17 protein-coding genes, 1 pseudogene and 1 riboswitch are annotated in these 26,300 nt (G+C 72.0%); of the genes and pseudogenes, 16 read left to right on the top strand and 2 right to left on the bottom strand.

The window, feature by feature from the left end; genetic code table 11:
• From hpnE to B7767_RS23655, 10 genes are all read left to right on the top strand, one after another.
• A partial coding sequence (gene hpnE / locus B7767_RS23700) for a hydroxysqualene dehydroxylase HpnE (RefSeq protein WP_085573974.1) occupies positions 1–1,485 on the top strand: 1,485 nt, incomplete at its 5' end.
• A gap of 55 nt (positions 1,486–1,540) precedes the next feature.
• Entirely contained in the window at positions 1,541–2,614 is a 1,074-nt protein-coding gene (locus B7767_RS23695) for a polyprenyl synthetase family protein (protein WP_085573973.1), read from the top strand.
• Between the two features lie 117 nt (positions 2,615–2,731).
• Positions 2,732–4,777: a squalene--hopene cyclase gene (gene shc, locus B7767_RS23690; RefSeq protein ID WP_085573972.1), complete on the top strand. Its 2,046-nt coding sequence runs from the start codon at positions 2,732–2,734 to the stop codon at positions 4,775–4,777.
• Positions 4,777–5,418, top strand: a complete 642-nt coding sequence (locus B7767_RS23685) for a 1-hydroxy-2-methyl-2-butenyl 4-diphosphate reductase (RefSeq protein WP_085573971.1) — start codon at positions 4,777–4,779, stop codon at positions 5,416–5,418. The genes shc and B7767_RS23685 overlap by 1 nt, the downstream gene beginning before the upstream one ends.
• A 5-nt stretch (positions 5,419–5,423) precedes the next feature.
• Positions 5,424–6,446, top strand: coding sequence for an adenosyl-hopene transferase HpnH (hpnH, locus tag B7767_RS23680; RefSeq protein ID WP_085573970.1), 1,023 nt, complete (start codon positions 5,424–5,426; stop codon positions 6,444–6,446).
• Positions 6,447–6,450: 4 nt separating this feature from the next.
• Positions 6,451–7,608 (top strand): flavodoxin-dependent (E)-4-hydroxy-3-methylbut-2-enyl-diphosphate synthase, encoded by a 1,158-nt coding sequence (gene ispG, locus B7767_RS23675; protein WP_085573969.1) that lies wholly within the window; start codon positions 6,451–6,453, stop codon positions 7,606–7,608.
• Between the two features lie 28 nt (positions 7,609–7,636).
• Positions 7,637–9,550 (top strand): 1-deoxy-D-xylulose-5-phosphate synthase, encoded by a 1,914-nt coding sequence (gene dxs, locus B7767_RS23670; protein WP_085573968.1) that lies wholly within the window; start codon positions 7,637–7,639, stop codon positions 9,548–9,550.
• The gene (locus B7767_RS23665; RefSeq protein ID WP_085573967.1) at positions 9,547–10,950 is read left to right on the top strand and encodes an aspartate aminotransferase family protein; all 1,404 of its coding nucleotides are present in this window, start codon (positions 9,547–9,549) and stop codon (positions 10,948–10,950) included. Before dxs ends, B7767_RS23665 begins: the two co-directional genes overlap by 4 nt.
• Positions 10,951–11,025: 75 nt before the next feature.
• Positions 11,026–11,649 carry a helix-turn-helix domain-containing protein gene (locus B7767_RS23660; RefSeq protein WP_085573966.1) on the top strand — a complete coding sequence of 208 codons (624 nt, stop codon included), beginning with the start codon at positions 11,026–11,028 and terminating at the stop codon, positions 11,647–11,649.
• The gene (locus tag B7767_RS23655) at positions 11,646–11,774 is read left to right on the top strand and encodes a DUF6126 family protein (RefSeq protein ID WP_085573965.1); all 129 of its coding nucleotides are present in this window, start codon (positions 11,646–11,648) and stop codon (positions 11,772–11,774) included. The genes B7767_RS23660 and B7767_RS23655 overlap by 4 nt, the downstream gene beginning before the upstream one ends.
• 9 nt (positions 11,775–11,783) lie before the next feature.
• Here the strand turns inward: B7767_RS23655 and B7767_RS23650 are convergent, their stop codons facing one another.
• Complete coding sequence (locus B7767_RS23650) at positions 11,784–12,581, bottom strand: tyrosine-protein phosphatase (RefSeq protein ID WP_085573964.1); 798 nt, start codon at positions 12,579–12,581, stop codon at positions 11,784–11,786.
• 171 nt (positions 12,582–12,752) lie between these two features.
• Between B7767_RS23650 and B7767_RS23645 the strand changes: the two genes are divergently transcribed.
• The 4 genes from B7767_RS23645 to B7767_RS23630 all read left to right on the top strand — a co-directional run bounded on the left by B7767_RS23645 (position 12,753) and on the right by B7767_RS23630 (position 18,542).
• Positions 12,753–14,870: an alpha-galactosidase gene (locus B7767_RS23645; RefSeq protein ID WP_085573963.1), complete on the top strand. Its 2,118-nt coding sequence runs from the start codon at positions 12,753–12,755 to the stop codon at positions 14,868–14,870.
• Positions 14,871–15,156: 286 nt separating this feature from the next.
• Positions 15,157–15,318: riboswitch (cyclic di-AMP (ydaO/yuaA leader) on the top strand.
• Between the two features lie 4 nt (positions 15,319–15,322).
• Positions 15,323–16,255 (top strand): M23 family metallopeptidase, encoded by a 933-nt coding sequence (locus B7767_RS23640; protein ID WP_085573962.1) that lies wholly within the window; start codon positions 15,323–15,325, stop codon positions 16,253–16,255.
• A gap of 207 nt (positions 16,256–16,462) precedes the next feature.
• Positions 16,463–17,248, top strand: coding sequence for an SGNH/GDSL hydrolase family protein (locus B7767_RS23635; protein WP_085573961.1), 786 nt, complete (start codon positions 16,463–16,465; stop codon positions 17,246–17,248).
• Between the two features lie 94 nt (positions 17,249–17,342).
• Positions 17,343–18,542, top strand: a complete 1,200-nt coding sequence (locus B7767_RS23630) for an MBL fold metallo-hydrolase (RefSeq protein WP_085573960.1) — start codon at positions 17,343–17,345, stop codon at positions 18,540–18,542.
• 99 nt (positions 18,543–18,641) lie between these two features.
• Here B7767_RS23630 and B7767_RS23625 read toward each other — a convergent pair whose 3' ends face one another.
• Positions 18,642–19,406 carry a thioesterase II family protein gene (locus B7767_RS23625; RefSeq protein WP_085573959.1) on the bottom strand — a complete coding sequence of 255 codons (765 nt, stop codon included), beginning with the start codon at positions 19,404–19,406 and terminating at the stop codon, positions 18,642–18,644.
• Between the two features lie 359 nt (positions 19,407–19,765).
• Here B7767_RS23625 and B7767_RS23620 point away from each other — a divergent pair.
• Both B7767_RS23620 and B7767_RS46545 read left to right on the top strand, forming a co-directional pair.
• Positions 19,766–24,625, top strand: a pseudogene (locus tag B7767_RS23620) (SDR family NAD(P)-dependent oxidoreductase); the annotation flags it as partial.
• Between the two features lie 46 nt (positions 24,626–24,671).
• Positions 24,672–26,300: beta-ketoacyl synthase N-terminal-like domain-containing protein (locus B7767_RS46545; protein WP_256923542.1), on the top strand; the 1,629-nt coding region annotated here is incomplete at its 3' end.

Genomic DNA, 26,300 nt, shown 5'->3' with positions numbered 1-26,300 from the left:
ACGGACGACCTCGTTCCGGCGGGACGGCACGCCGTCGTCGTCGGCGGCGGGCTCGCCGGCGTCACCGCCGCGCTGGCGCTCGCCGACGCCGGGGTGGGCGTCACCCTGCTCGAAGGCCGGCCGCGCCTGGGCGGGCTCGCCTTCTCCTTCCGGCGCGGCGACCTGACCGTCGACAACGGCCAGCACGTGTACCTGCGCTGCTGCACCGCCTACCGCTGGTTCCTCGACCGGATCGACGCTGCGGCGCTGGCGCCGCTGCAGGACCGCCTCGACGTGCCCGTCCTCGACGTCAACCGCCCCGAGGGGCGGCGGCTCGGCAGACTGCGGCGCGACGCGCTGCCCGTACCCCTGCACCTGGGGCGCAGCCTCGCCACGTATCCGCACCTCTCGCTCGCCGACCGGGCCAGGGCGGTCCGGGCCGCGCTCGCGCTGAAGGGGCTCGACCTCGCCGATCCGGCCCTGGACACCCAGGACTTCGGCGGCTGGCTGACCGCGCACGGCCAGTCGGCGCGCGCCGTCGAGGCCCTCTGGGACCTCGTCGGGGTCGCCACCCTCAACGCGGTCGCGAGCGACACGTCCCTGTCGCTCGCCGCGATGGTGTTCAAGACCGGTCTGCTGTCCGACCCTTCGGCGGCCGACATCGGCTGGGCCCGGGTGCCGCTGGGGGAACTGCACGACCGGCTCGCCCGCAAGGCGCTCGACTCCGCGGGCGTGCGCACCGAGGTCCGTACGCGGGTCACCTCCGTCTCCGTGAACGGGAACGGGGGATGGAGCGTCCGGGTTCCCGGCGAGACGATCCACGCCGACGCGGTCGTCCTCGCCGTACCGCAGCGCGAGGCGTACGACCTGCTGCCCGCGGGAGCGCTCGACGCCCCCGAACGGCTGCTCGACATCGGTACCGCCCCGATCCTCAACGTGCACGTCGTCTACGACCGCAAGGTGCTCGCCCGGCCCTTCTTCGCCGCCCTCGGCACCCCCGTGCAGTGGGTCTTCGACCGCACCGACGCGTCCGGGCTCAAGCGCGGCCAGTACCTGGCACTGTCCCAGTCGGTCGCCCAGGACGACATCGACGAGCCGGTCGCCGCGCTGCGCGAGCGGTACCTGCCCGAACTGGAGCGGCTGCTGCCGCGCACCCGCGAGGCCCGGGTCGAGGACTTCTTCGTCACCCGGGAGCGCACCGCCACGTTCGCTCCCGCCCCCGGCGTCGGACGCCTCAGGCCCGGCGCCCGCACCAAGGCCCCCGGCCTGTACCTGGCCGGAGCGTGGACCGCCACCGGGTGGCCCGCGACCATGGAGAGTGCGGTCCGCAGCGGCGTCGGCGCGGCGGACGCCGCGCTGAGCGCCCTCGGCCGGCCCCGCCCCCGTCACCTCTTCGCCCTGGAGGAGGCGGCACACCCCACCTTCCCGGGGGACACCCCCCGGACCCCCGGCCACCATCCGCGGGGCACCGGTGTCGCACTGCGAGGTGGGCCCGGTGAAGGTTGACGAACGCGGCGCGGCAGGTCCCCGCACCCCCGGTACCGCAACAAGAGGAGAGACTGTGCCCACTGTTCCCCCGGCCTCGCAGGCCGCTCGAAGGACCGCGGTGGACGTGTCCGCGCTCCTGGAGCGCGGGCGGACCCTGGCCACGCCGGTACTGCGGGCGGCCGTCGACCGCCTGGCACCTCCCATGGACACGGTCGCCGCCTACCACTTCGGCTGGATCGACGCCCACGGCCGGCCCGCGGACGGCGACGGCGGCAAGGCCGTGCGTCCCGCCCTGGCCGTGCTGTCCGCCGAAGTCACCGGGGCCGCCCCGCAGACCGGCGTCCCCGGCGCGGTCGCCGTCGAACTGGTCCACAACTTCTCGCTCCTGCACGACGACCTGATGGACGGCGACGAACAGCGCCGGCACCGCGACACCGTCTGGAAGGTGCACGGCCCCGCCCAGGCCATCCTGGTCGGCGACGCCCTGTTCGCCCTGGCCAACGAGGTGCTGCTGGAGCTCGGCACCGTCGAGGCGGGCCGCGCCACCCGCCGGCTGACCACCGCCAGCCGCTCGCTCATCGACGGCCAGGCCCAGGACATCTCCTACGAGCACCGCGACCGCGTCAGCGTCGAGGAGTGCCTGGAGATGGAGGGCAACAAGACCGGCGCCCTGCTCGCCTGCGCCAGCTCCATCGGCGCGGTGCTCGGCGGCGCGGACGACCGCACCGCCGACGCGCTGGAGAGGTACGGCTACCACCTCGGCCTCGCCTTCCAGGCCGTCGACGACCTCCTCGGCATCTGGGGCGACCCGGAGGCCACCGGCAAGCAGACCTGGAGCGACCTGCGCCAGCGCAAGAAGTCCCTCCCGGTCGTGGCCGCGCTCGCGGCGGACGGCCCCGCCTCCGAGCGGCTCGGCGAGATCCTCGCCGCCGACGCCAAGAGCAGCGACTTCGCGAACTTCTCCGAGGAGGAGTTCGCGGCCCGTGCCGCCCTCATCGAGGAGGCCGGCGGCCGTGACTGGACCGCCGAGGAGGCACGCCGTCAGCACACCGTGGCCATCGAGGCCCTGCACGCCGTGGACATGCCCGACCCGGTGCGGGAACAGTTCACGGCGCTCGCGGACTTCGTCGTCGTACGAAAGAGATGATCACTATCGGTCGAATAGCCCTCGCGTAGTCGCCGGCCGGTGACCAGGGGAGAACGGCACCGGCCGACGGCGGACCCACAGCAGACACCACTCGCAGGACTGCACGAAGGGGAAGCCATGACAGCGACGACCGACGGAAGCACTGGGGCGGCCCTGCCGCCCGCGGTGACCGCGGCCAGCGAAAACGACACCGACATCCCCGAGGCGGCCGGGGTTCCCGACATCGCCGCCCGCGCCGTGCGGCGCGCCGTCGACTTCCTGCTGTCCCGGCAGGACGACGAGGGCTGGTGGAAGGGCGACCTCGAGACCAACGTCACGATGGACGCCGAGGACCTGCTGCTGCGTCAGTTCCTCGGCATCCGCGACGAGGACACCACCCGAGCCGCCGCCCTGTTCGTCCGCGGCGAGCAGCGCGAGGACGGCACCTGGGCCACCTTCCACGGCGGACCCGGCGACCTCTCCGCCACCATCGAGGCGTACGTCGCGCTGCGGCTGGCCGGCGATCCGCCCGACGCCCCGCACATGGCGAGGGCCTCCGCCTGGATCCGCGAGCGGGGCGGCATCGCCGCCTCCCGCGTCTTCACCCGGATCTGGCTGGCCCTGTTCGGCTGGTGGAAGTGGGAGGACCTGCCCGAGCTCCCGCCCGAGCTGATCTGGTTCCCGTCCTGGGTGCCGCTCAACATCTACGACTTCGGCTGCTGGGCCCGGCAGACCATCGTGCCGCTGACCATCGTCTCCGCCAAACGGCCGGTGCGCCCCGCCCCGTTCCCGCTGGACGAGCTGCACACCGACCCGGACAGACCCAACCCTCCCCGGCCGCTCGCCCCGGCGAGAAGCTGGGACGGCGTCTTCCAGCGGCTGGACAGAGCCCTGCACACGCTGCGCGGAGCCGTCCCGCGCCGGCTGCGCGGGGCGGCCATGAACACCGCAGCCCGCTGGATCATCGAACGGCAGGAGAACGACGGCTGCTGGGGCGGCATCCAGCCCCCGGCGGTGTACTCGATCATCGCGCTGCACCTGCTCGGCTACGACCTGAACCACCCGGTGATGCGCGCGGGCCTGGAGTCGCTGGACCGGTTCGCCGTGTGGCGCGAGGACGGGGCCCGGATGATCGAGGCATGCCAGTCCCCGGTGTGGGACACCTGCCTCGCCACCATCGCGCTGGCCGACGCGGGCCTGCCCGCCGACCACCCGCAACTGGTCAAGGCCGCCGACTGGATGCTCGGCGAGCAGATCGTGCGGCCCGGCGACTGGTCCGTGCGCCGGCCCCATCTGCCGCCCGGCGGCTGGGCGTTCGAGTTCCACAACGACAACTACCCCGACATCGACGACACCGCCGAGGTGGTCCTCGCGCTGCGCCGGGTCAGGCACCACGACCCCGAGCGGATGGACAACGCGATCGGGCGCGGGGTGCGCTGGAACCTCGGCATGCAGTCGCGGAACGGCGCCTGGGGCGCGTTCGACGTCGACAACACCAGCCCGTTCCCCAACCGGCTGCCGTTCTGCGACTTCGGCGAGGTCATCGACCCGCCGTCGGCCGACGTCACCGCGCACGTCGTGGAGATGCTCGCCGTCGAGGGCCTCGCCCACGACCCGCGCACCCGGCGCGGCATCCAGTGGCTGCTCGCCGAACAGGAGCCCGACGGCTCCTGGTTCGGCCGCTGGGGCGTCAACTACCTCTACGGCACCGGCTCCGTGGTCCCCGCGCTGACCGCGGCGGGGTTCCCCGGCTCGCACCCGGCGATCCGGCGGGCCGTGGCCTGGCTGGAGAAGGTGCAGAACGACGACGGCGGCTGGGGCGAGGACCTGCGCTCCTACCGCTACGTCAGGGAGTGGAGCGGTAAGGGAGCCTCCACCGCCTCGCAGACCGCCTGGGCGCTGATGGCGCTGCTCGCGGCGGGGGAGAGGGAGTCCAAGGCCGTCGAACGCGGTATCGAGTGGCTGGTGTCCACCCAGCGTGAGGACGGCTCCTGGGACGAGCCGTACTTCACCGGCACCGGCTTCCCCTGGGACTTCTCCATCAACTACCACCTCTACCGGCAGGTCTTCCCGCTCACCGCGCTCGGCCGGTACGTGCACGGGGAGCCGTTCACCGGCAAACCGGTCGCGGCGAAGACCGGGGCCGGGCCCGGACAGCCGCTCGCCGAGGCGAAGGGAAGCTGATGAGCGCCCAGCCCGCCCCGGCCCCGCTGCTGATCGCCTGCGCGCTCGGCATCGAGCAGTTCGCCCTGCGCAGGCGCGAGCGGGGAACCTGGGGCGGGCCGGTCACCGTCCTGCGTACGGGCATGGGGCCGGCGGCGGCCGAGCGCTCCGTCACCCGGATGCTCGCCGGCCCGGACCTGGACCGGGCGGCCGTCCTCGCCACGGGCTTCTGCGCCGGACTCGCCCCCGGCATGCACCCCGGCGACCTGGTCGTCGCCGAGGAGACCCGGGACCCGCGCGGCAGCGTCCCGTGCGCGGGGACCGAACTGCTGGTGAAGGAGCTGGGGCGCGCGGTGCCCGGGCGCACCGTCCACACCGGTCCGCTCACCGGCTCCGACCACGTCGTCCGCGGCCACGAACGGTCCGGTCTGCGCGCGACCGGCGCGATCGCGGTCGACATGGAATCCGCCGCCACGCTCCTGAGCGCCGTCCGGGTGGGCGAGCGCCCGGTTGCGGCCGTCCGGGTGGTCGTGGACGCTCCTGAACACGAACTCGTCCGGATCGGCACGGTACGCGGTGGAATATCGGCTTTCCGCGTCCTTCGGTCCGTACTCCCGGCTTTCCAAGAATGGCACCGTTCCCTGCCGCTCCCCAGGAGGTGAGCCAGATGGCCATGCCGCTGCGTCAGTCCATCAAGGTCGCTACATACTTGGCCGAACAGAAGCTCCGCAGGCGGGACAAGTTCCCGCTGATCGTCGAACTGGAACCGCTCTTCGCCTGCAATCTCAAGTGCGAGGGGTGCGGCAAGATCCAGCACCCGGCCGGGGTGCTCAAGCAGCGGATGCCCGTCGCCCAGGCCGTCGGCGCGGTACTGGAGTCCGGGGCGCCCATGGTGTCGATCGCCGGCGGCGAGCCCCTGATGCATCCGCAGATCGACGAGATCGTGCGCCAGCTGGTGGCCAGGCGCAAGTACGTCTTCCTGTGCACCAACGCCATGCTGCTGCGCAAGAAGATGGACAGGTTCACCCCTTCGCCCTACTTCGCGTTCGCCGTGCACATCGACGGGCTGCGCGAGCGCCACGACGAGTCGGTGGCGAAGGAGGGTGTGTTCGACGAGGCCGTGGCGGCCATCAAGGAGGCCAAGCGGCGCGGCTTCCGGGTCACCACCAACTCGACCTTCTTCAACACCGACACCCCGCAGACCATCGTCGAGGTGCTCAACTACCTCAACGACGACCTGGGGGTCGACGAGATGATGATCTCGCCCGCCTACGCCTACGAGAAGGCCCCCGACCAGGAGCACTTCCTGGGGGTGGAGCAGACCCGGGAGCTGTTCAGGAAGGCCTTCGCGGGCGGCAACCGGCGCCGCTGGCGGCTGAACCACTCGCCGCTGTTCCTGGACTTCCTGGAGGGCAAGGTCGACTTCCCGTGCACCGCGTGGGCGATCCCCAACTACTCCCTCTTCGGCTGGCAGCGCCCCTGCTACCTGATGAGCGACGGCTACGTGCCGACGTACCGGGAACTGATCGAGGACACCGACTGGGACCGGTACGGCCGCGGCAAGGACCCGCGCTGCGCCAACTGCATGGCGCACTGCGGCTACGAGCCCACCGCCGTCCTCGCCACCATGGGATCCCTGAAGGAGTCGCTGCGCGCCATGCGCGAGACGGTCTCCGGGAACAGGGAGTGAGGCCGTGACCGCTGTCTCCCTCGGGATGCCCGAGGTACCGCTGCCGCCGCTCGCCGAGCGGCGCGCCTCGCGGCGGATCCAGGTGGGACCGGTGGCGGTCGGCGGCGGCGCCCCGGTGTCCGTGCAGTCGATGACGACCACGCGTACGTCCGACATCGGCGCCACCCTCCAGCAGATCGCCGAGCTCACCGCCTCCGGCTGCCAGATCGTCCGGGTGGCCTGCCCCACGCAGGACGACGCGGACGCGCTCGCCACCATCGCCCGCAAGTCGCAGATCCCGGTGATCGCCGACATCCACTTCCAGCCCAAGTACGTCTTCGCGGCCATCGAGGCAGGCTGCGCGGCCGTCCGCGTGAACCCGGGCAACATCAAGCAGTTCGACGACCGGGTGAAGGAGATCGCGCGGGCCGCCCGGGACCACGGCACCCCCATCCGGATCGGCGTCAACGCCGGGTCGCTGGACCGGCGCCTGCTCCAGAAGTACGGCAGGGCGACCCCGGAGGCGCTCGTAGAGTCCGCCCTGTGGGAGGCGTCCCTCTTCGAGGAGCACGGCTTCCGGGACATCAAGATCTCCGTCAAGCACAACGACCCGGTGGTGATGATCAACGCCTACCGGCTGCTCGCCGAGCGGTGCGACTACCCGCTCCACCTCGGCGTCACCGAGGCCGGGCCCGCGTTCCAGGGCACCGTCAAGTCGGCCGTCGCCTTCGGGGCGCTGCTCAGCGAGGGCATCGGCGACACCATCCGGGTGTCGCTGTCCGCGCCGCCGGCCGAGGAGGTCAAGGTCGGAATCCAGATCCTTCAGTCGCTGGGGCTCAGGCAGCGGCGGCTGGAGATCGTCTCCTGCCCCTCCTGCGGACGCGCCCAGGTCGATGTCTACAAGCTCGCCGAGGAGGTCACCGCCGGCCTGGAGGGCATGGAGGTGCCGCTGCGCGTCGCCGTGATGGGCTGTGTCGTCAACGGCCCCGGCGAGGCCCGGGAGGCCGACCTCGGCGTCGCCTCCGGCAACGGCAAGGGCCAGATCTTCGTGAAGGGCGAGGTCATCAAGACCGTCCCCGAGTCGAAGATCGTCGAGACGCTGATCGAGGAGGCGATGAAGATCGCCGAGCAGATGGAGAAGGACGGCACCGCGACGGGGGAGCCGGCCGTCACCGTGAGCTGAACAGCACGGAACCGAAGGGGGACCGAGCGTGACGATCCTGGAGAGCATCCGGCAACCACGCGACCTGAAGACGCTGTCCGAGGCGGAACTCGGCGAACTGTCCCACGAGATCCGGGAGTTCCTGGTGCACGCGGTCGCCAGGACCGGCGGCCACCTCGGACCCAACCTCGGGGTGGTGGAACTCACCGTCGCCCTGCACCGGGTCTTCGAGTCGCCCGTCGACCGCATCCTGTGGGACACCGGCCACCAGAGCTACGTCCACAAGCTCCTGACCGGCCGTCAGGACTTCTCCAAGCTGCGCGGCAAGGGCGGCCTGTCCGGCTACCCCTCCCGGGAGGAGTCCGAGCACGACGTCATCGAGAACAGCCACGCCTCCACGGCCCTCGGCTGGGCCGACGGACTCGCCAAGGCCCGCCGGGTGCGCGGCGAGAAGGGCCACGTCGTCGCGGTGATCGGCGACGGTGCCCTCACCGGCGGCATGGCCTGGGAGGCGCTCAACAACATCGCCGCCGCCAAGGACCGCCCGCTGATCGTCGTCGTCAACGACAACGAACGCTCCTACGCCCCCACCATCGGCGGACTCGCCAACCACCTCGCGACCCTGCGCACCACCGACGGCTACGAACGCGTGCTCGCCTGGGGCAAGGACGTGCTCCAGCGCACCCCCGTGATCGGCCGCACCGTCTACGAGGCGCTGCACGGCGCGAAGAAGGGCTTCAAGGACGCCTTCGCCCCGCAGGGCCTCTTCGAGGACCTCGGCCTGAAGTACCTCGGCCCCATCGACGGCCACGACATCAAGGCCGTGGAGTCCGCGCTGCGCCGCGCCAGACGCTTCCACGGGCCCGTCCTGGTCCACTGCCTCACCGAGAAGGGCCGCGGCTACGAACCCGCCCTCGCCCACGAGGAGGACCACTTCCACACCGTCGGCGTGATGGACCCGCTCACCTGCGCGCCGCTGGCCCCGTCCGGCGGACCCTCCTGGACCGACGTCTTCGGCGAGGAGATCGTCCGGATCGGCGAGGAACGCGAGGACGTGGTCGCGATCACCGCCGCCATGCTGCGTCCGGTCGGCCTCGGCGCCTTCGCCGAGCGGTTCCCGGACCGGGTGTGGGACGTCGGCATCGCCGAGCAGCACGCGGCCGTGTCCGCGGCGGGCCTGGCGACCGGCGGCCTGCACCCGGTCGTCGCCGTCTACGCCACCTTCCTCAACCGCGCCTTCGACCAGCTCCTGATGGACGTGGCGCTGCACCGCTGCCCGGTGACCTTCGTCCTGGACCGGGCCGGCGTAACCGGCGTCGACGGGCCCTCGCACAACGGCATGTGGGACATGTCCGTCCTCCAGGTCGTCCCCGGCCTGCGCATCGCCGCGCCCCGCGACGCCGACCAGCTCCGCGCCCAGCTGCGCGAGGCGGTCGCCGTCGACGACGCGCCCACCCTGCTCAGGTTCCCCAAGGAGTCCGTGGGTCCGGCCGTTCCCGCGCTGGACCGCGTCGGCGGCATGGACGTACTGCACCGGGCGCCCGGCCCCGAGGTGCTGCTGGTGGCCGTCGGCGTGATGGCACCCGTCTGCCTGGAGGCCGCCGAACTGCTCGAAGCGCGCGGCATCGGGTGCACCGTGGTCGACCCCCGCTGGGTCAAGCCCGTCGACCCGGCCCTCCCGCGACTGGCCGCCGGGCACCGCATGGTGGCCGTCGTCGAGGACAACAGCCGTGCGGCCGGGGTCGGTTCGGCGGTGGCGCTGGCGCTGGGCGACGCCGGGGCCGACGTGCCCGTACGGCGGTTCGGCATCCCGGAACAGTTCCTCGCGCACGCCAAACGCGGCGAGGTGCTCGCCGACATCGGCCTCACCCCGGTCGAGATCGCCGGACGGATCAGCGCGAGCCTCACCGCCGGGGAAGAGCCGGCGCAACAGTCACCGGACCCACAGGAGTCACAGGCATGACCACCGCGGAGTCGTCGGGGACCGGGGAGTTCGACCTCGGCGCGCTGCTGGCCGAGCGCGGAGCCGAGCGCTACGAGCTGCACACCCGGTACCTCAACCACCAGTTCCCGCGCATGCTGCGCACCATCGGCTTCGACAAGGTCTACGAGCGTGCCGAGGGCGCCCATTTCTGGGACGCCGACGGCAACGACCACCTGGACATGCTCGCCGGGTTCGGGGTGATGGGCCTGGGCCGCCACCACCCCGTGGTCCGCAAGGCGCTGCACGACGTCCTGGACGCCTCCCTCGCCGACCTCACCCGCTTCGACTGCCAGCCGCTGCCCGGCCTGCTGGCCGAGAGGCTCCTCGCGCACAGCCCCCACCTGGACCGGGTGTTCTTCGGCAACAGCGGCACGGAGGCGGTCGAGACCGCCCTGAAGTTCGCCCGGTACGCGACCGGCAGACCACGCGTCCTGTACTGCGAGCACGCCTTCCACGGCCTGACCGCAGGCTCCCTCTCCGTCAACGGCGAGTCCGGCTTCCGGGACGGCTTCGCCCCGCTGCTGCCCGACACGGCCGTACCGCTCGGCGACCTCGACGCGCTGGAGCGGGAGCTGCGCAAGGGGGACGTGGCCGCCCTGATCGTGGAGCCCGTCCAGGGCAAGGGCGTGCACGAGGCACCGCCCGGCTACCTGCGGGCCGCGCAGGAGCTGCTGCACCGGCACAGGGCGCTGCTGATCGCCGACGAGGTGCAGACCGGACTGGGCCGGACCGGTGACTTCTACGCCTACCAGCACGAGGAAGGCGTCGAACCGGACCTGGTGTGCGTGGCCAAGGCACTCTCCGGCGGCTACGTACCGGTGGGCGCCACGATCGGCAAGGACTGGATCTTCAAGAAGGTCTACTCGTCGATGGACCGGGTGCTGGTCCACTCGGCCAGCTTCGGGGCCAACGCCCAGGCCATGGCGGCGGGCCTCGCGGTGCTGTCGGTCATGGAGAACGAGCGGATCGTCGCCCGCGTCCGCGGCACCGGCGAACTGCTGCGGACCCGGCTGGCCGCACTCACCGAGAAGTACGAGCTGCTCGCCGACGTCCGCGGCCGGGGCCTGATGATCGGCATCGAGTTCGGCCGGCCCCGGTCGCTGAGACTGCGCTCACGCTGGACCGTGCTCCAGGCCGCCCGCAAGGGACTCTTCGCGCAGATGGTGGTCGTGCCGCTGCTGCAACGGCACCGCATCCTCACCCAGGTCTCCGGCGACCACCTGGAGGTGATCAAACTGATCCCGCCGCTGATCATCGACGAGGGGGACGTCAACCGGTTCGTGGAGGCCTTCACCGCGGTGATGGACGACGCGCACGACGGCGGCCTGGTGTGGGAGTTCGGCAGGACGCTGGTGAAACAGGCGGTGACCGACCGCTGACCCCCGTTCCCGTGCCGGGTTTGCCTCCGAGGCAAGAAAATTGCCCGTGGGGCAAATCCGGGGCTCAATGGAGGCATGAGCTCCTCCGAGACCGGACCGCCGGCCGAACCGGCCGGCGCGCTCCCCGTGGTCGCGCCGCAGCTGCGCGCCCTGCGGCGGCGGGCCTCCCTCACGCTGGAGGCCGCCGCCCGCGAAGCGGGTCTGTCGCCCGCCCACCTCTCCCGGCTGGAGACCGGACAGCGCCAGCCCTCGCTGCCGATGCTGCTCTCCCTCGCCCGCATCTACGGTACGACCGTCTCCGAGCTGCTCGGTGAGTCGGCCGCCGACCGGGACGCCGTGGTGCGCGCCGCCGACATGGAGTCCACGGCGGCGGGCGGCTGGACGTACTGGCAGGCCGGTGCCGCCGGGCGCGGCATGCAGGCCCTGCGGGTCCGTGTGCCGCACGGCTCCCAGGGCGACATCGTGCGCGTCCACCCCGGCGAGGAATGGCTGTACGTCCTCAAGGGGCGGCTGCGGCTGCGCCTCGGGGACACCCTGCACCGGCTCGCCCCGGGCGACAGCGCGCACTTCGACTCGCTGACCCCGCACCGCATCGCAGCCGCCGACCCCGACGGGGTCGAACTGCTGTTCGTCCACACCCTGCTGCAGAGTCCCACGGCCGCGCTGTGCCTGGGCCCGATCCACGGAGAAGCGACATGACCGGCAAAGACATGGAAGAGAAGCTCCCCCGGGCCCTGTGGGTGCGGCTGTTCATCTACATCGTGGTGGGGCACCTCTTCGCGGCCTTCATCTACTTCCTCTTCGAGATCGCTCCGAAGAAGTAGGCGCACGCCTCAGTCGAGCAGGCGCTCACGCAGCCGCTCCCGGGTCTCGGGCGTGAGCCCGAGCGCCCGCTCCAGATACGGGTCCACACCGCCCCAGGTCTCCTCGACGGTCTCGAAGGCCGCCGACAGGTACTCCGCGCGCGCGTCGAACAGCGGGCTGAGCAGCTCCATGACCTCGGGGGAGTAGGCCGAGGCGGAGCTGCCGCTGCGCTGCACCTTGTAGCGGCGGTGCTTGGCGTTGGACTTCAGGTAGTCGTCGACGATCGCGTCGCGCTCGACGCCCACCGCGAGCAGCGTCACCGCCACCGACAGTCCCGCGCGGTCCTTGCCCGCCGCGCAGTGCATCAGCGCGGGAACGCTGTCCTCGGCGAGCGAGCGCAGCACCCGGGAGTGCTCGGCGGTGCGCTCCTTGATGATCATCCGGTAGGAGCTGATCATCCGGTCCGCGCCCTTGCCGTCCGCGAGGATCGAGCGGAGCTGCTCCAGATCGCCGTCGCGGACCATCTTCCAGAACTCGGCGCCGTCGGCCGGGTCGCTGAGCGGCAGGTTCACATTGCGCACGCCCGGCAGCGCGACGTCCGGCCCCTCCAGCTTCTGGTCGGCCGCGTTGCGGAAGTCGAAGACCGTGTGCAGTCCGAGCGAGGACAGGAAGACGGTGTCCTCGGCGGTCGCGTGGGCGAGATGACCGCTGCGGAACAGCACGCCGTGCCGCACCCGCCTGCCGTCGACGGTCGGCAGTCCGCCCACGTCGCGGAAGTTGCGCACTCCGGCCAGCTCGGGTTCGGTCGACGGCACCTGCTGCGTCACGAAGGACTCCTCCCACTCGGCGCCGCCGGCGGGGCTCGTCGACGGGCACGAGTCGACGATACGACATGCCTGCCTGGGGCAATGAGTTGTCCACAGGCATTGCCCACCCGCCCCCACACCCTCGATGATGTTGGTGTCTGATCGCACTTGTTCGAGTCTGTTGGAGGTTCGGTGGCGCAGGTTTCCCAGGACGGTCGTACGTGGCTTCTGTCGGGGCCGGCCAGCAGCTACGCGCTCCATGTCACGGACCGCGACGAGCTGGTGCATCTGCACTGGGGCCCGAGGATCGCGCCGGCCGACGCGGAGGCCCTCGCCGCGCGCCCGCTGCCGGACGACTGGCCGTTCGAGTCCCGCCTGGACGGACACGAGGAGTACCCGGTCGAGGGCGGCCCCCGCTTCGTCCGGCCCGCCCTGTCCGTACGCACCGCCGACGGGCGGCGCGGCACCGAGTGGACCTTCGACGGCCACGAGACCGACGACGGCGAGACCGGCGACGGTGAACTCCGCCTCCGCTTCCGCGACGGCGGGCTGACCGTGACCCTGCACTACCGGATGCGCGACGACGTGATCGAACGCTGGGTGACCCTGCACAACAGGGGACCCGCGGTCGAACTCCTGCGCGCCGACTCCGCCACCTGGACCCTGCCCGAGCGCGAGCACTGGCGGCTGTCCCAGCTCCACGGCCGCTGGGCCGCCGAGTCCCGGCTGACCCGCTCCCCGCTCACCTACGGCGAGAAGGTCATCGGCAGCCGCCGCGGCCACACCGGACACCAGCACCTGCCCTGGGTCGCGCTCGACACCGACGCGACCGAGGAGCGCGGCGAGGTCTACGGCTGCGCCCTCGGCTGGTCCGGCTCCTGGCGCGTCTGTGTCGCCCAACTGCCCGACGCGCGCGTGCAGATCACCGGCGGCGCGGGACACGACGACTCCGGCCTGCTGATGCTGGGCACGGAGGAGACGTACGTCACACCGGTCTTCGCCGGTCTGTGGAGCGACGGCGGCTTCGGCGGCGCCAGCCGCGCCTGGCACGCCTACCAGCGGACGTACGTCGTCCCGGACGCGGACCGGGACCGGCCCGTGCTGTTCAACTCCTGGGAGGCCACCGGGTTCGACATCTCGGAGGAGCGGCAGCGGGAGCTCGCCTCGCGGGCCGCCGCGATGGGCGTCGAACTGTTCGTGGTCGACGACGGCTGGTTCGGGGCACGGACGAGCGACCGGGCCGGGCTCGGCGACTGGACGCCCAACCCCGACCGCTTCCCCGGCGGTCTGAAACCCCTCGCCGACCATGTGCACGGGCTCGGGATGGAGTTCGGCATCTGGGTCGAGCCGGAGATGGTCAACCCCGACAGCGACCTGTACCGCGCGCACCCCGACTGGGTGCAGTTCCAGCCGGGCCGCCGGCGCACGGAGTACCGCAACCAGCTCGTGCTCAACCTCGCGCGCGACGACGTCCGGGAGTACCTCTGGGAGCGGCTCGACGGACTGCTCTCCAGCGCTCCCGTCGACTACGTGAAATGGGACTTCAACCGTGCCTCCACCGACGCCGGGTGGCCGGACGACCCGTACCCGCAGCGGCTGTGGACCGACCACGTGCGCGGCCTGTACGCGCTGCTGGACCGGCTGCGGGCGGCCCATCCGGGCGTGGCCTTCGAGTCCTGCTCGGGCGGCGGCGGCCGGATCGACCTCGGGGTCCTCTCCCGTACCGACCAGGTGTGGACCTCGGACAACACCGACCCGCTCGACCGGCTCGCCGTCCAGCACGGCTTCAGTCAGATCCACCCGGCCCGGGTGATGGCCGCCTGGGTCACCGACAGCCCGAACGTGATGCTCAACGGACGGGTCAGTTCGCTGCGCTTCCGGTTCGTCAGTGCCATGGCCGGGGTGCTCGGGGTCGGCGGCGACCTCGCGCGGTGGACCGGGGAGGAACTCGCCGAGGCGCGGGAGTGGGTCGCGCTCTACAAGGAGATCCGGCCCGTCGTCCAGCGCGGCGACCTGTACCGGCTGCGCCCTCCGGAGGGCGGACTGAGCGCGGTGCAGTACGTCCTCGGCGACGAGACCGTCGTCCTCGCCTGCCTCCAGGCGCAGCACTACGGAGAGCCCGTTCCGGCCCTCCGGCTGCGCGGCCTCGACCCGGAGGCGTCGTACGAATGCCGCGAAACCGGCGAAACGCACCGAGGTGCCCTCTTGCTGCACCACGGGCTGCGCACCGGTCTGCGGGGAGATCTGGACGCCGCGGTGGTGCGGCTGCGGCGCCTGCGATCAGGCGATTGGGGCGTTCTGTCCGATTAGGTGGATTCGCCGCAACGTGCACCGAAAGAAGGGGAGATGGGGAAGGGGTGCGTGAGCAGCGTCATATCCGTGACGATGCGTTGTCGCCATGTTCACGTAATTCCGTGGAACGGCAAGGGAATTCGCGGGGGAAAAGGAAACCCGGCTGACGCTCGGTGACGTCAATTACCCCTTTGGATCACGGAAAAACGCGTTCGCGGTGAACCTCGCGCTTGTCCCCTCGCGTCCGGGTCGCTTACGTTCGCCACCGATCCGGACGGACGCCCAATCCTGCCGCCGCCCGGAGCCCGTACACACACTGACCCGTGCACGGCAGGAGCGGGGGACCCACAGGTTCCACTGCCTGTTCCGGTTCCCGGAACGGCTTGGGGTTAAGCCGCGCGACAACGCGGCCGGGCATCTCCAGCCCGCACCCGACAGCTCACCTCGTAGGCGCCGGAGAGGAATTCGACATGCCCGCGAAGGGTAAGCACCGCCGTACCAAGACCCAGCGTTTCACCCGCTCCATCGCCGTCGCCGGAACCGGTGGCGCCGCACTCGCCCTGCCGCTTCTCGGCGCCACCGGCGCGCACGCCGCCACGCCGGGGGCCGCCCCCGAGAAGGCCGTTCAGTCCCTTTCCGTCGCCGGCCAGAAGACCGTCGCCGAAAAGGGCGACGAGGCCCGCACGTACACCGTGAAGGCCGGCGACTACCTCGCGAAGATCGCCGAGACGGAGCACGTCGACGGTGGCTGGAAGCAGCTCTACACGGACAACCGCGAGGCCATCGGCGACGACCCGTCGCTCATCCACCCCGGTCTGAAGCTCTCCGTCGACGGCCGGGCCGCCACGAGCGCGCCGGAGGAGCCGTCCGCCCCGGTGGCCCCGCAGGCCTCGGAGCAGGAGGCCGAGAAGCCGGCGGAGCAGCCCGCCGAGCAGCCCTCCTCGGACGCCCCCGCCCGGACCACGAGCACCGACCAGGCCGCGAGCGCCTCCGGTTACACCTCCCCGGTGCCCGGCGCCGGCGGTCTCGGCACCGCCTACAAGGTGGCCGGCAGCATGTGGTCCAGCGGCTACCACACCGGTGTCGACTTCAGCGTCCCGACCGGCACCTCCCTGAAGGCCGTCGGCGCGGGCACCGTCGTCTCCGCCGGCTGGGGCGGCGCGTACGGCAACCAGGTCGTCGTCAAGCTCGACGACGGCTACTACGCCCAGTACGCCCACCTGTCCTCGCTGTCCGTCTCGGCCGGCCAGACCGTCACCGCCGGCCAGCAGGTCGGCCTCTCCGGTGCGACCGGCAACGTGACCGGCCCCCACCTGCACTTCGAGATCCGCACCACCCCGGACTACGGCTCGGACGTGGACCCGATCTCCTACCTCCGTTCCAAGGGCGTCTCCATCGGCTGACCCCCCGCGGCGACCTTCCTGACACGCGCGCCGAAGGCCGGACCCCGATCCCCGGGGGCCGGCCTTCGGCGTATTCCGGAATTGGCCAACATTTTGAGAGTGTCTTATCTCACCGCACGTCAACCCGTCCTTACGGTCGCGTAGGTCACATTCGAAGGTGAATCATGAGCGGCTGTGGCAGACGATTCGAAGAGTGACAGCAAAGCAGTGATCGGGTCGTACGTGGCGGTGGGGGACAGCTTCACCGAGGGCGTCGGCGACCCCGGCCCCGACGGGGCGTTCGTCGGCTGGGCCGACCGGTTCGCCGTGCTTCTCGCGGACCTCCGGCCCGAGGGGGACTTCGCTTACACCAACCTCGCCGTGCGCGGAAAGCTCCTGGACCAGATCGTGGCGGACCAGCTTCCGAGGGCGGTCGAACTCGCCCCCGACCTGGTCTCGTTCTGCGCGGGCGGCAATGACATCCTCCGCCCCGGCAGCGACCCGGACGAGGTGGCCGAGCGGTTCGAGCGGGCGATCGCCGCACTCACGGCCGTGTCCGGCACGGTGATGGTGACGACCGGGTTCGACACCCGTGGCGTACCCCTGCTGAAGCATCTGCGCGGCAAGATCGCGACGTACAACGGGCATGTGCGGGCCGTCGCCGACCGCTACGGCTGCCCGGTGCTCGACCTGTGGTCCCTCAGGAGCGTCCAGGACCGCAGGGCCTGGGACGCCGACCGGCTGCACCTGTCGCCGGAGGGGCACACCCGCGTCGCGCTCCGCGCCGGGCAGGCCCTCGGCCTGGACATCCCCGCCGATCCCGAGCAGCCCTGGCCGCCCCTGCCGCCCCGCGGCACCCTCGACATCCGGCGGGACGACGTCCACTGGGCCCGTGAGTACCTGGTGCCGTGGATCGGCCGCCGGCTGCGCGGGGAGTCGTCGGGCGACCACGTGATCGCCAAGGGGACGCTGTCGCCGGACGACATCAAGGTGCGGATCGCCGCGGTGGCGTGAGGGCCGTTCTCCCGGCCGCGGCCGTGCCCGGCACCGCGGTGCCGGGCACGGCCGCTCATAATGGAATGTCTGACCGACTCCACTTGGAGGTACCGTGGCCGGTTCCCGTTCCCAGAGCTCCGGGCCGCGCGCCCTGCGGCCCGTGGCCTTCGGCGCGGACCCGAGTGGCGAGCGCATGGCACGCATCCGCAGATCCCCGCACTTCAAGGACGGTGTGTTCCAGAATCCCGGGGGCACCGCCCGGACCCGCCCCTCGGGGTCGACGCGGGACCTGGCGAAGACCTACCTCGACAAGGACTCCCGGGCCCGCCGCGCCCCCAAGGGCACCATCCCGGTGCACCCGACCACCCTGGCCGACATCTCCCGCCCGCCGGCCACCGGGCTGCGCCTGACCTGGATGGGCCACTCCAGCGTGCTCGCGGAGATCGACGGGCACCGGGTCCTGTTCGACCCCGTGTGGGGTGAGCGCTGCTCACCGTTCCCCTTCGCCGGACCCAGGCGGCTGCACCCCGCCCCGCTGCCGCTGGCCGCGCTCGGCCCGGTCGACGTCGTCGTGATCTCCCACGACCACTACGACCACCTGGACCTGCCCACGATCAAGGCGCTGGCCGGCACGGACACCCTGTTCGCCGTGCCCCTCGGCGTCGGCGCGCACCTGGAGCGCTGGGGCGTGTCCGCCGGACGGCTGCGCGAGCTGGACTGGCACGAGACGACGAAGATCGGCGGGATCACCCTCACCGCCACTCCGGCCCGCCACTTCTGCGGCCGGGGCCTGCGCAACACCCAGCACACCCTGTGGGCCTCCTGGGTGGCCGCGGGCGAGGAGCACCGGATCTACCACAGCGGTGACACCGGCTACTTCGAGGGCTTCAAGGACATCGGCGCCGGCCACGGCCCGTTCGACGCCACGATGATCCAGGTCGGCGCGTACTCGGACTTCTGGCCCGACATCCACATGACGCCCGAGGAAGGCGTCCGGGCCCATCTCGACCTGCAGGGCGGCAGCGCGGGCGGGGTGCTGATGCCGATCCACTGGGGCACCTTCAACCTGGCGCCGCACGCGTGGGCGGAGCCGGGGGAGTGGATGAGGGACGCCGCCGAGGAGGCGGGGCAGGCGGTGGCGTTCCCGCGGCCGGGTGAGCCGTTCGAGCCGGCCGGGGAGGTGCCGGTGGAGGCGTGGTGGCGGGCGGTGTCCGGCCCGATCACGCGTTCGTGGCGGAGTCCCCGGCCCCGGGGTGCCGAGGGCGTGGCCGGGACGAGCAAGGGCGATCTCGACCTCGCCGGGGATCGCTGACGCCGGTCCCGGGGACGAGCCCGGTGAGATGCCCCGGATGTCAGGGCGTCTCCCGGCCGGTGATCCCGGCGGGGCCCCCGGGGGCTGCCGGACGCGCGCTCACGTCCCGGTGGGCAGGATCAGCCGGGAGATCTCGGCGATGACCTCGCCGGCCCGTGGCGTCAGATAGAAGTGGTTGCCCCGGAAGACCCGCAGGGTGAACGTGCCGTCGGTGTGGGCGCGCCAGTCGTCGGCCTCCTCCAGCGTGGTCAACGGGTCGGCGTCCCCCACGAAGGCGTGGACCGGGCACGCGACGCGCGGGGTGCCGGCCGGCCGGTAGGTCTCGATGGCCTGGTAGTCGGCGCGCAGGGCCGGCAGGACCATGCGCCGTATCTCGGCGTCGGCGAAGACGGCCGGGTCGGTGCCGTCGAGCGCCTTGACGGAGGCGATGAGTGCTTCGTCGCCCTGACGGTGGACCGTCTCGCCGCGGAACCGGGACGGCGCGCGCCGGCCGGAGACGATGATCCCGGCGGGGGACCGGCCCAGTTCCCCCTCCATCAGCCGGGCCACCTCGAAGGCGATCGCGGCCCCCATGCTGTGACCGAAGAGCCAGGTCCGGTCCAGACCGTCCTGCGGGAGCTCGCGGAGGACGCACGCGGCGAGGGCGTGGACGTCGGTGAGGGGCGGTTCCGTGTGACGGTCCTGGCGCCCCGGGTACTGGACGGCGAGGACCTCGGCCTTCCCGGAGAGCGCCCGCGAGACGGGGAAGTAGTAGCTCGCCGTACCGCCCGCGTGGGGGAAGCAGATCATCCTCGGGACCGTCCGGTCCGCCGGATGGAAATCGCGGATCCAGTTCGAGGCGCTGTAAGGGGAAGTGACAGACATCAATCAATCCTTGGATCGTTCCGACTGAAGCCTCCGCCTCAGGCCTGTGCCCAGCGTTCACGCCCCCTTGGACCTGAGGCAAGCCCTTAACCGCCCCTATGCGCCGGCCCTCCGGGGGATCCGTCGCACCCGAGTCGCCGAAGGCGCGACGGAGCCCGCCGAGGGAGGGGCGAAGCCGGTGAGCGGGTGGCCGGGACGGTGTGGAAACCGAGGGCCGGGCCGGGCGGAACGGCCGTACACGTTAGGGGCGATCAGGGGTTGGGATCCCTCATCACCCTCCGTAGCGTTCCCGGCAAGCGCGCGTCGAGGCGATCGGCGCCTTTTCGACCCGGGGTGGCTTTGTGGGTGACCAGGAGAAGCTTCTTGACTACCTCAAGCGCGCGACCACGGACCTGCGCGCGGCCCGCAAACGCATCGCGGAGATCGAGCACCGTGAACGGGAACCCATCGCCGTCGTCGCGATGGCGTGCCGCTATCCGGGCGGCGTGACCTCGCCCGAGGGCCTGTGGAACCTGGTCGACGAGGGCGTCGACGCGGTGTCGGAGTTCCCGGCCGACCGCGGCTGGGACGTCGAGGACATCTACGACCCGGAACCCGGCAAACGCGGGAAGACAGCGGCACGCGAGGGCGGATTCCTCTACGACGCGGGCGACTTCGACGCCGAGCTCTTCGGGATCAGCCCGCGGGAGGCCATCGAACTCGACGCCCAGCAGCGGCTGCTGCTCGAGGTGTCGTGGGAGGTGGTGGAACGTGCGGGGATCGACCCGACCGGGCTGAAGGGCAGCCCGACCGGCGTGTTCGCCGGGGTCATGTACCACGACTACGCGGGAGGCAGTAACGGCGGAAGCCTCGTCTCGGGCCGTGTCGCCTACACCCTGGGCCTGGAGGGCCCCGCGGTGACCCTGGACACCGCCTGCTCCTCGTCGTTGGTCGCCCTGCACATGGCGATCCAGTCGCTGCGGTCGGGTGAATGCTCGCTCGCCCTCGCCGGCGGGGTGACAGTGATGTCGACCCCGGAGATGTTCGTCTACTTCAGCGAACAACGCGGCATGGCGACGGACGGCCGCTGCAAGTCCTTCGCCGCGTCCGCCGACGGCATCGGCTGCTCCGAAGGCGTCGGAGTCCTGCTGCTGGAGCGGCTGTCCGACGCGCGCCGCAACGGTCACCCCGTACTGGCGGTGGTGCGCGGCACGGCGGTCAACCAGGACGGTGCGAGCAACGGCCTCACCGCCCCCAACGGTCCCGCCCAGCAGCGCGTGATCCATCAGGCCCTGACCAACGCGGGCCTGTCGGCGGCCGACGTGGACGTGATCGAGGCACACGGCACGGGAACGACGCTGGGCGACCCGATCGAGGCACAGGCACTGCTGGCGACGTACGGGCAGGACCGGCCGGCCGGCCGGCCGCTGTGGCTGGGGTCGGTCAAGTCGAACATGGGCCACACGCAGGCCGCGGCCGGCGTGGCCGGAATCATCAAGATGGTGCAGGCGATGCGGCACGGCGCGATGCCCAGGACGCTGCACGTGGACGAGCCGACGCCACAGGTGGACTGGGACGCGGGCGACGTCCGGCTGCTGACCGGGGCACGGGAGTGGCCGCGCGGTGAGCGTCCGCGTCGTGCGGGTGTGTCGTCCTTCGGGATCAGCGGCACCAACGCCCACGTCATCATCGAGGAGGCGCCAGTGGTCGAGGACGAACCGGTGGAACGCCGGGAGCTGCCGGCCGTTCCGCTGGTGGTGTCCGCCAGGACGCCCGCGGCGCTGCGGGCCCAGCTCGACCGGATGGCGTCCGTCGACGAGGACGCGCTGGACGTGGCGTACTCGGCGGCGACGGGCCGTGCCGCGTTCGAGCACCGCGCGGTACTGGTCGGGTCCGAGACCGTGATCGGCTCGGTCACCGAGGGCAGGCTGGCCTTCCTGTTCACCGGCCAGGGCAGTCAATGGGCCGGGATGGGCCGGGAGTTGTACGAGACGTTCCCGGTGTTCGCGGACGCCTTCGACGAGGTCTGCGCCCTGCTCGACGTGCGCGAGGTGATGTGGCACGACGAGGAGGCCCTCACCCGCACGGAGTTCACCCAGCCCGCGATCTTCGCCCTCGAGGTGGCCCTGTTCCGGCTCGTGGAGTCGTGGGGCATCAGGCCGGACCTGCTGGCCGGGCACTCCATCGGCGAACTGGCGGCCGCCCACGTCGGCGGTGTGCTCAGCCTGGAGGACGCGGCGCGACTGATCACGGCGCGGGGACGGCTGATGCAGGAACTGCCGCCGGGCGGGGCGATGGTGGCGGTGCAGGCGGCGGAGGAGGAGGTCGCACCGCACCTCGACGAACGCGTGGGGATCGCGGCCGTCAACACACCCGACTCCGTGGTCATCTCCGGCGAGGAGGAGGCGGTGTCCGCGGTCGTCGAACTGTTCACCGGTCGCAGGACGAGTCGGCTCAAGGTCTCGCACGCGTTCCACTCGCCCCGCATGGACCCGATGCTGGAGGACTTCCGGAAGGTCGCCGAGAGCGTCACGTACCACGAGCCGGTCATCCACCTGACCAAGGACGTGGGATCGGCGGACTACTGGGTACGGCACGTGCGGGACACGGTGCGGTTCGCCGACGACGTCCGGAACCTCCGGGACCAAGGGGTCACGCGGTTCCTGGAGATCGGACCGGACAGCGTGCTGACGGCGATGGCGGGACAGACCGCCGACGGCACGATGGCGGCGACGCTGCGCCGCGACCGGCCCAGCACGGAAAGCCTGTTCACCGGGGTCGGGAAGCTGTTCGCCGCCGGGGTCACGGTCGACTGGAACGCCGTGTTCGACGGACGCGGAGCACGGCGGGTCGACCTGCCGACCTACCCCTTCCAGCACAAGCGCTACTGGCGCACGGCGGAGAAGAGCCTCGTCTCCGCCGGACTGGAATCCGTCGAGCACCCGCTGCTGGGCGCGGGAGTCGCCCTGCCGGACGGCGGCGGAGTGGTCTTCACCGGACGGCTGTCCGTGGCCTCCCAGCCCCGGCTCGCCGACCGCGACGCCCTCGGCGTGGTGGTGGTGGCCGGAGAGGTGTTCCTGGAACTGGCCCTGTTCGCCGCCGGGCGGACGGGACGCGGCCGGGTCGAGGAACTCGACGTCCACGCGCCGCTGGTCATGGCCGGCCCGGAGGACGTCGTGACGCTGCGCGTGCTGGCCGACGAGGCAGGGGCCGTCGGCGTGTACGCGCGCCGCGACGACCACGCGCCCTGGGTGAAGCACGCCACCGGCACGCTGGCCGCCGAGGCGGAGGAAGCCCCCTGGCCGCGCGACGACGAAACGTACGCCGCGGTGCTCGACGCCGCCGCACGGGCCGCAGGCCTCTCCTCCGACGACGGGCGGACACTGGCCCACGCGTGGCGCGGAGCGTCGGTACGCCTCGACGAGGAAGGGCGCCCGGTCCTGTCGGTGGAGTCGGTCGGGACACGCGCCGTCTCCATGGACGAGGTGCGGTCGCACACCGGCGGCCGTGAGTCGCTCTTCCACCTCGAATGGGTCACCGCCCCGGCACCCGCCGTCGCCGGGACCGGTACCCATGTGCTCTACGAGGTCCCGCCGCTGGACGAGGCCGCGCCGGAGGGTTTCCGTACGCTCACCGGCCGGGTGCTCTCCGTCGTCCAGAAATGGCTGACCGACGAGCGGTCCGCGTCCTCCAGGCTCGTGGTCGTCACGCGCGGCGCCGTCGACGGCGGCGACCTCGGGCACGCGGCCGTGTGGGGCCTGGTGCGCGCGGCGGAATCGGAGCACCCCGGCCGGTTCGTCCTGGTGGACCTGGACGCCGACGCCGAACTGCCCGAGGAGGCGCTGCGCCTCGACGAGCCCGAGATCGCCGTCCGCGACGGCGGGATCCGCGTCGCGCGGCTGGCCCGCGTCCCGGCGGAGAGCGGGCCGGCCGCGGAATGGGACGCGCACGGCACCGTCCTCGTCACCGGTGGACTGAGCGGACTCGGCGCCCTGACCGCACGTCACCTGGCCGCCGTGCACGGCGTGAAGAGCCTCCTGCTGACCGGCCGGCGGGGCATGCGCACGCCGGGCGCCGCCGAGCTGGTGGCGGAACTGACCGAGTCGGGCGCCGAGGTGGAGGTGGCCGCCTGTGACGTCACCGACCGGGACGCCCTGGCAGCGCTGTTGCGCGAACACCCGCTGACGGCCGTCGTGCACTCGGCCGGTGTGCTGGACGACGCGCTGATCGGGGCACTGACGCCCGAGCGCCTGGACGCGGTCATGCGGCCGAAGGTGGACGCCGCCTGGCATCTGCACGAACTCACCCGCGACCACGACCTCCGGGCGTTCGTGATCTTCTCGTCCGTGGCGGGCACGCTCGGCGGCGCCGGACAGGCCAACTACGCCGCGGCCAACGCCTGGCTGGACGCCCTCGCCCGGCATCGCGCCGCGCGGGGACTGCCCGCGCTGACCCTGGGCTGGGGGCCCTGGACCGAGGTCGGCGGCATGGCCGACCGGTTGGACGACGTCGAGCTGCAGCGGTTGCGACGCACGGGAATGCCGCCGCTGTCCCCGGACGACGGACTGGCGCTGCTGGATGCCGCGCTGCTTCCCGGGCGACCTCCGGTGATGCTTCCGGTCCGGTTCGACCTGGCGACGATGCGCGCGCAGGCGGAGACGGGAACGCTGTCCCCCGTGTTCGGCGGGCTGGTACGCATTCAGGCACGGCGGGCCCCGTCGGGCAGGGCCTCGTGGGAGCGGCTGGCCGCACTGGACGAGGCGGAACGCAGGAAGTTCCTGCTGGAGCTGGTACGCGGACACGTCGCCCACGTCCTCGGACACGGCGGCGCCGACGAGGTGGAACCGCACCGCGCGCTGAACGAGCTCGGCCTCACCTCGCTGGGAGCGGTCGAACTGCGCAACGCCCTCAACGCCGACAGCGGGTTGTCACTGCCCCCGACCCTGGCCTACGACCACCCGACCTGTCTCGCCATCGCCGAGCTCCTGTACGACGGGCTGCGGCCGGGCGAGACCGATCCGGCGGCACCGCTGCTGGCCGAACTGAACCGGCTGGAGGCCGCCGTGGCCGAACTCGCGTCGGACGACGAGGCCCACGCCAAGGTCACCGCCCGGCTCGAGGCACTGTCGCGGCGGGCCAGGGACGCCCGGAGCGGGGCGGGCGAGCCGGCCGCCGACCTGGTGCCCGACTCGGACGACGAGCTGTTCGAGGTGCTGAACAAGGAACTGGGCCTGTCCTGACGGACCCCGCCTCTGCTTGTCGACTTACACGAATGGGTTGATGACGATGTCGAAGGACTCCAACGACGGCCGGCTTCGCGAGTACCTGCGGCTTGCCACCGGTGAGTTGCAGCAGACTCGGCGCCGTCTGCGTGAGGTGGAGGACCGGGAGCGGGAACCGATCGCGATCGTGGGGATGGCATGCCGCTTCCCCGGCGGCGCGACCTCTCCGGAGGGACTGTGGGACCTGGTCGCCGAAGGCCGCGACACGGTGGGCGGGTTCCCCACCGACCGGGGCTGGGACCTGGACGGACTGTACGACCCGGACGGGACCGGCGAGAACACCAGCTACGTCGAGCGGGGCAGCTTCCTGGACGACGCGGGCGACTTCGACCCGGAGTTCTTCGGCATCAGCCCGATCGAGGCGTCGGTGATGGACCCGCAGCAGCGGCTGCTGCTGGAGACCTCCTGGGAGGCGGTGGAGCGTGCGGGCATCGACCCGACGACCCTGAAGGGCAGCACGACGGGCGTCTACGCCGGACTCGTCTACCACGACTATCCGAACAGCACGGTGACCGGAGCGCTGGTCTCCGGCCGGGTCGCCTACAGCCTGGGTCTCGAGGGGCCCGCGGTGACGGTGGACACCGCCTGCTCGTCCTCGCTCGTCGCACTGGACCTGGCCGTCAAGGCGCTGCGGTCGGGCGAATGCTCCCTCGCACTCGCCGGCGGGGTGACGGTCATGTCGTCACCGGTCACGTTCGTGGAGTTCAGCAGGCAGCGGGGCCTGTCGGCGGACGGGCGGTGCAAGGCGTTCGCCGCGGCGGCCGACGGCACCGGCTGGGGCGAGGGCGTGGGCGTACTGGTGCTGGAGCGCCTGTCGGAAGCCCGGCGCAACGGTCACCCGGTGCTGGCGGTGGTGCGGGGCACGGCCACCAACCAGGACGGCGCCAGCAACGGCATCACCGCGCCGAACGGACCGTCCCAGCGCCGCGTGATCCACCAGGCACTGGCGAACGCCGGCCTGTCGGCATCCGACGTGGACGTCGTGGAGGCCCACGGCACGGGCACCACGCTGGGTGACCCGATCGAGGCGCAGGCGCTGCTGGCCACCTACGGGCAGGAGCGCCCCGAGGAGCGCCCGCTGTGGCTGGGATCGATCAAGTCGAACATCGGCCACACGCAGGCGGCCGCGGGCGTCGCGGGCATCATCAAGATGGTGCAGGCGATGCGGCACGGTGTGATGCCCAGGACGTTGCACGTGGACGAGCCGACTCCTCAGGTGGACTGGTCGGCGGGGAACGTCCGGCTGCTCACCGAGGACCGTTCCTGGCCGGAGGGTGAAGGGCCGCGCCGCGCCGCCGTGTCCTCGTTCGGGGCCAGCGGGACGAACGCGCACGTCATCCTGGAGGCCGCCCCGCCGGTCGAGGCCACCGCCGACCCGGAGGAGCGCCGGGAGCTGCCGGTCGTGCCGATCGTGGTGTCGGCCAGGACGGGTGAGGCGTTGCGGGCCCAGATCGACCGGGTGGCGTCCGTGGACGAGGACGCGTTGGACGTGGCGTACTCCGCCGTCACGGGCCGTGCCGCGTTCGAGCACCGTGCGGTGCTGGTCGGGTCCGAGACCGTGACCGGTTCCGTGGGCGAGGGTGGGCTGGCGTTCCTGTTCTCCGGTCAGGGCAGTCAGCGTGTGGGGATGGGC

It is taken from the genome of Streptomyces sp. 13-12-16, from assembly GCF_002114215.1.
Lineage (GTDB): Bacteria > Actinomycetota > Actinomycetes > Streptomycetales > Streptomycetaceae > Streptomyces.
The sequence above is the reverse complement of the archived record's forward strand: the minus strand, read 5'-3'. Positions and strand labels throughout refer to the sequence as shown.

Coding starts and splice junctions, on each gene's coding strand:
- shc (WP_085573972.1), top strand. CDS start 2,732: ATGACAGCGACGACCGACGGAAGCACTGGGGCGGCCCTGCCGCCCGCG.
- B7767_RS23685 (WP_085573971.1), top strand. CDS start 4,777: ATGAGCGCCCAGCCCGCCCCGGCCCCGCTGCTGATCGCCTGCGCGCTC.
- hpnH (WP_085573970.1), top strand. CDS start 5,424: ATGGCCATGCCGCTGCGTCAGTCCATCAAGGTCGCTACATACTTGGCC.
- B7767_RS23665 (WP_085573967.1), top strand. CDS start 9,547: ATGACCACCGCGGAGTCGTCGGGGACCGGGGAGTTCGACCTCGGCGCG.
- B7767_RS23660 (WP_085573966.1), top strand. CDS start 11,026: ATGAGCTCCTCCGAGACCGGACCGCCGGCCGAACCGGCCGGCGCGCTC.
- B7767_RS23655 (WP_085573965.1), top strand. CDS start 11,646: ATGACCGGCAAAGACATGGAAGAGAAGCTCCCCCGGGCCCTGTGGGTG.
- B7767_RS23640 (WP_085573962.1), top strand. CDS start 15,323: ATGCCCGCGAAGGGTAAGCACCGCCGTACCAAGACCCAGCGTTTCACC.
- B7767_RS23625 (WP_085573959.1), bottom strand. CDS start 19,406: ATGTCTGTCACTTCCCCTTACAGCGCCTCGAACTGGATCCGCGATTTC.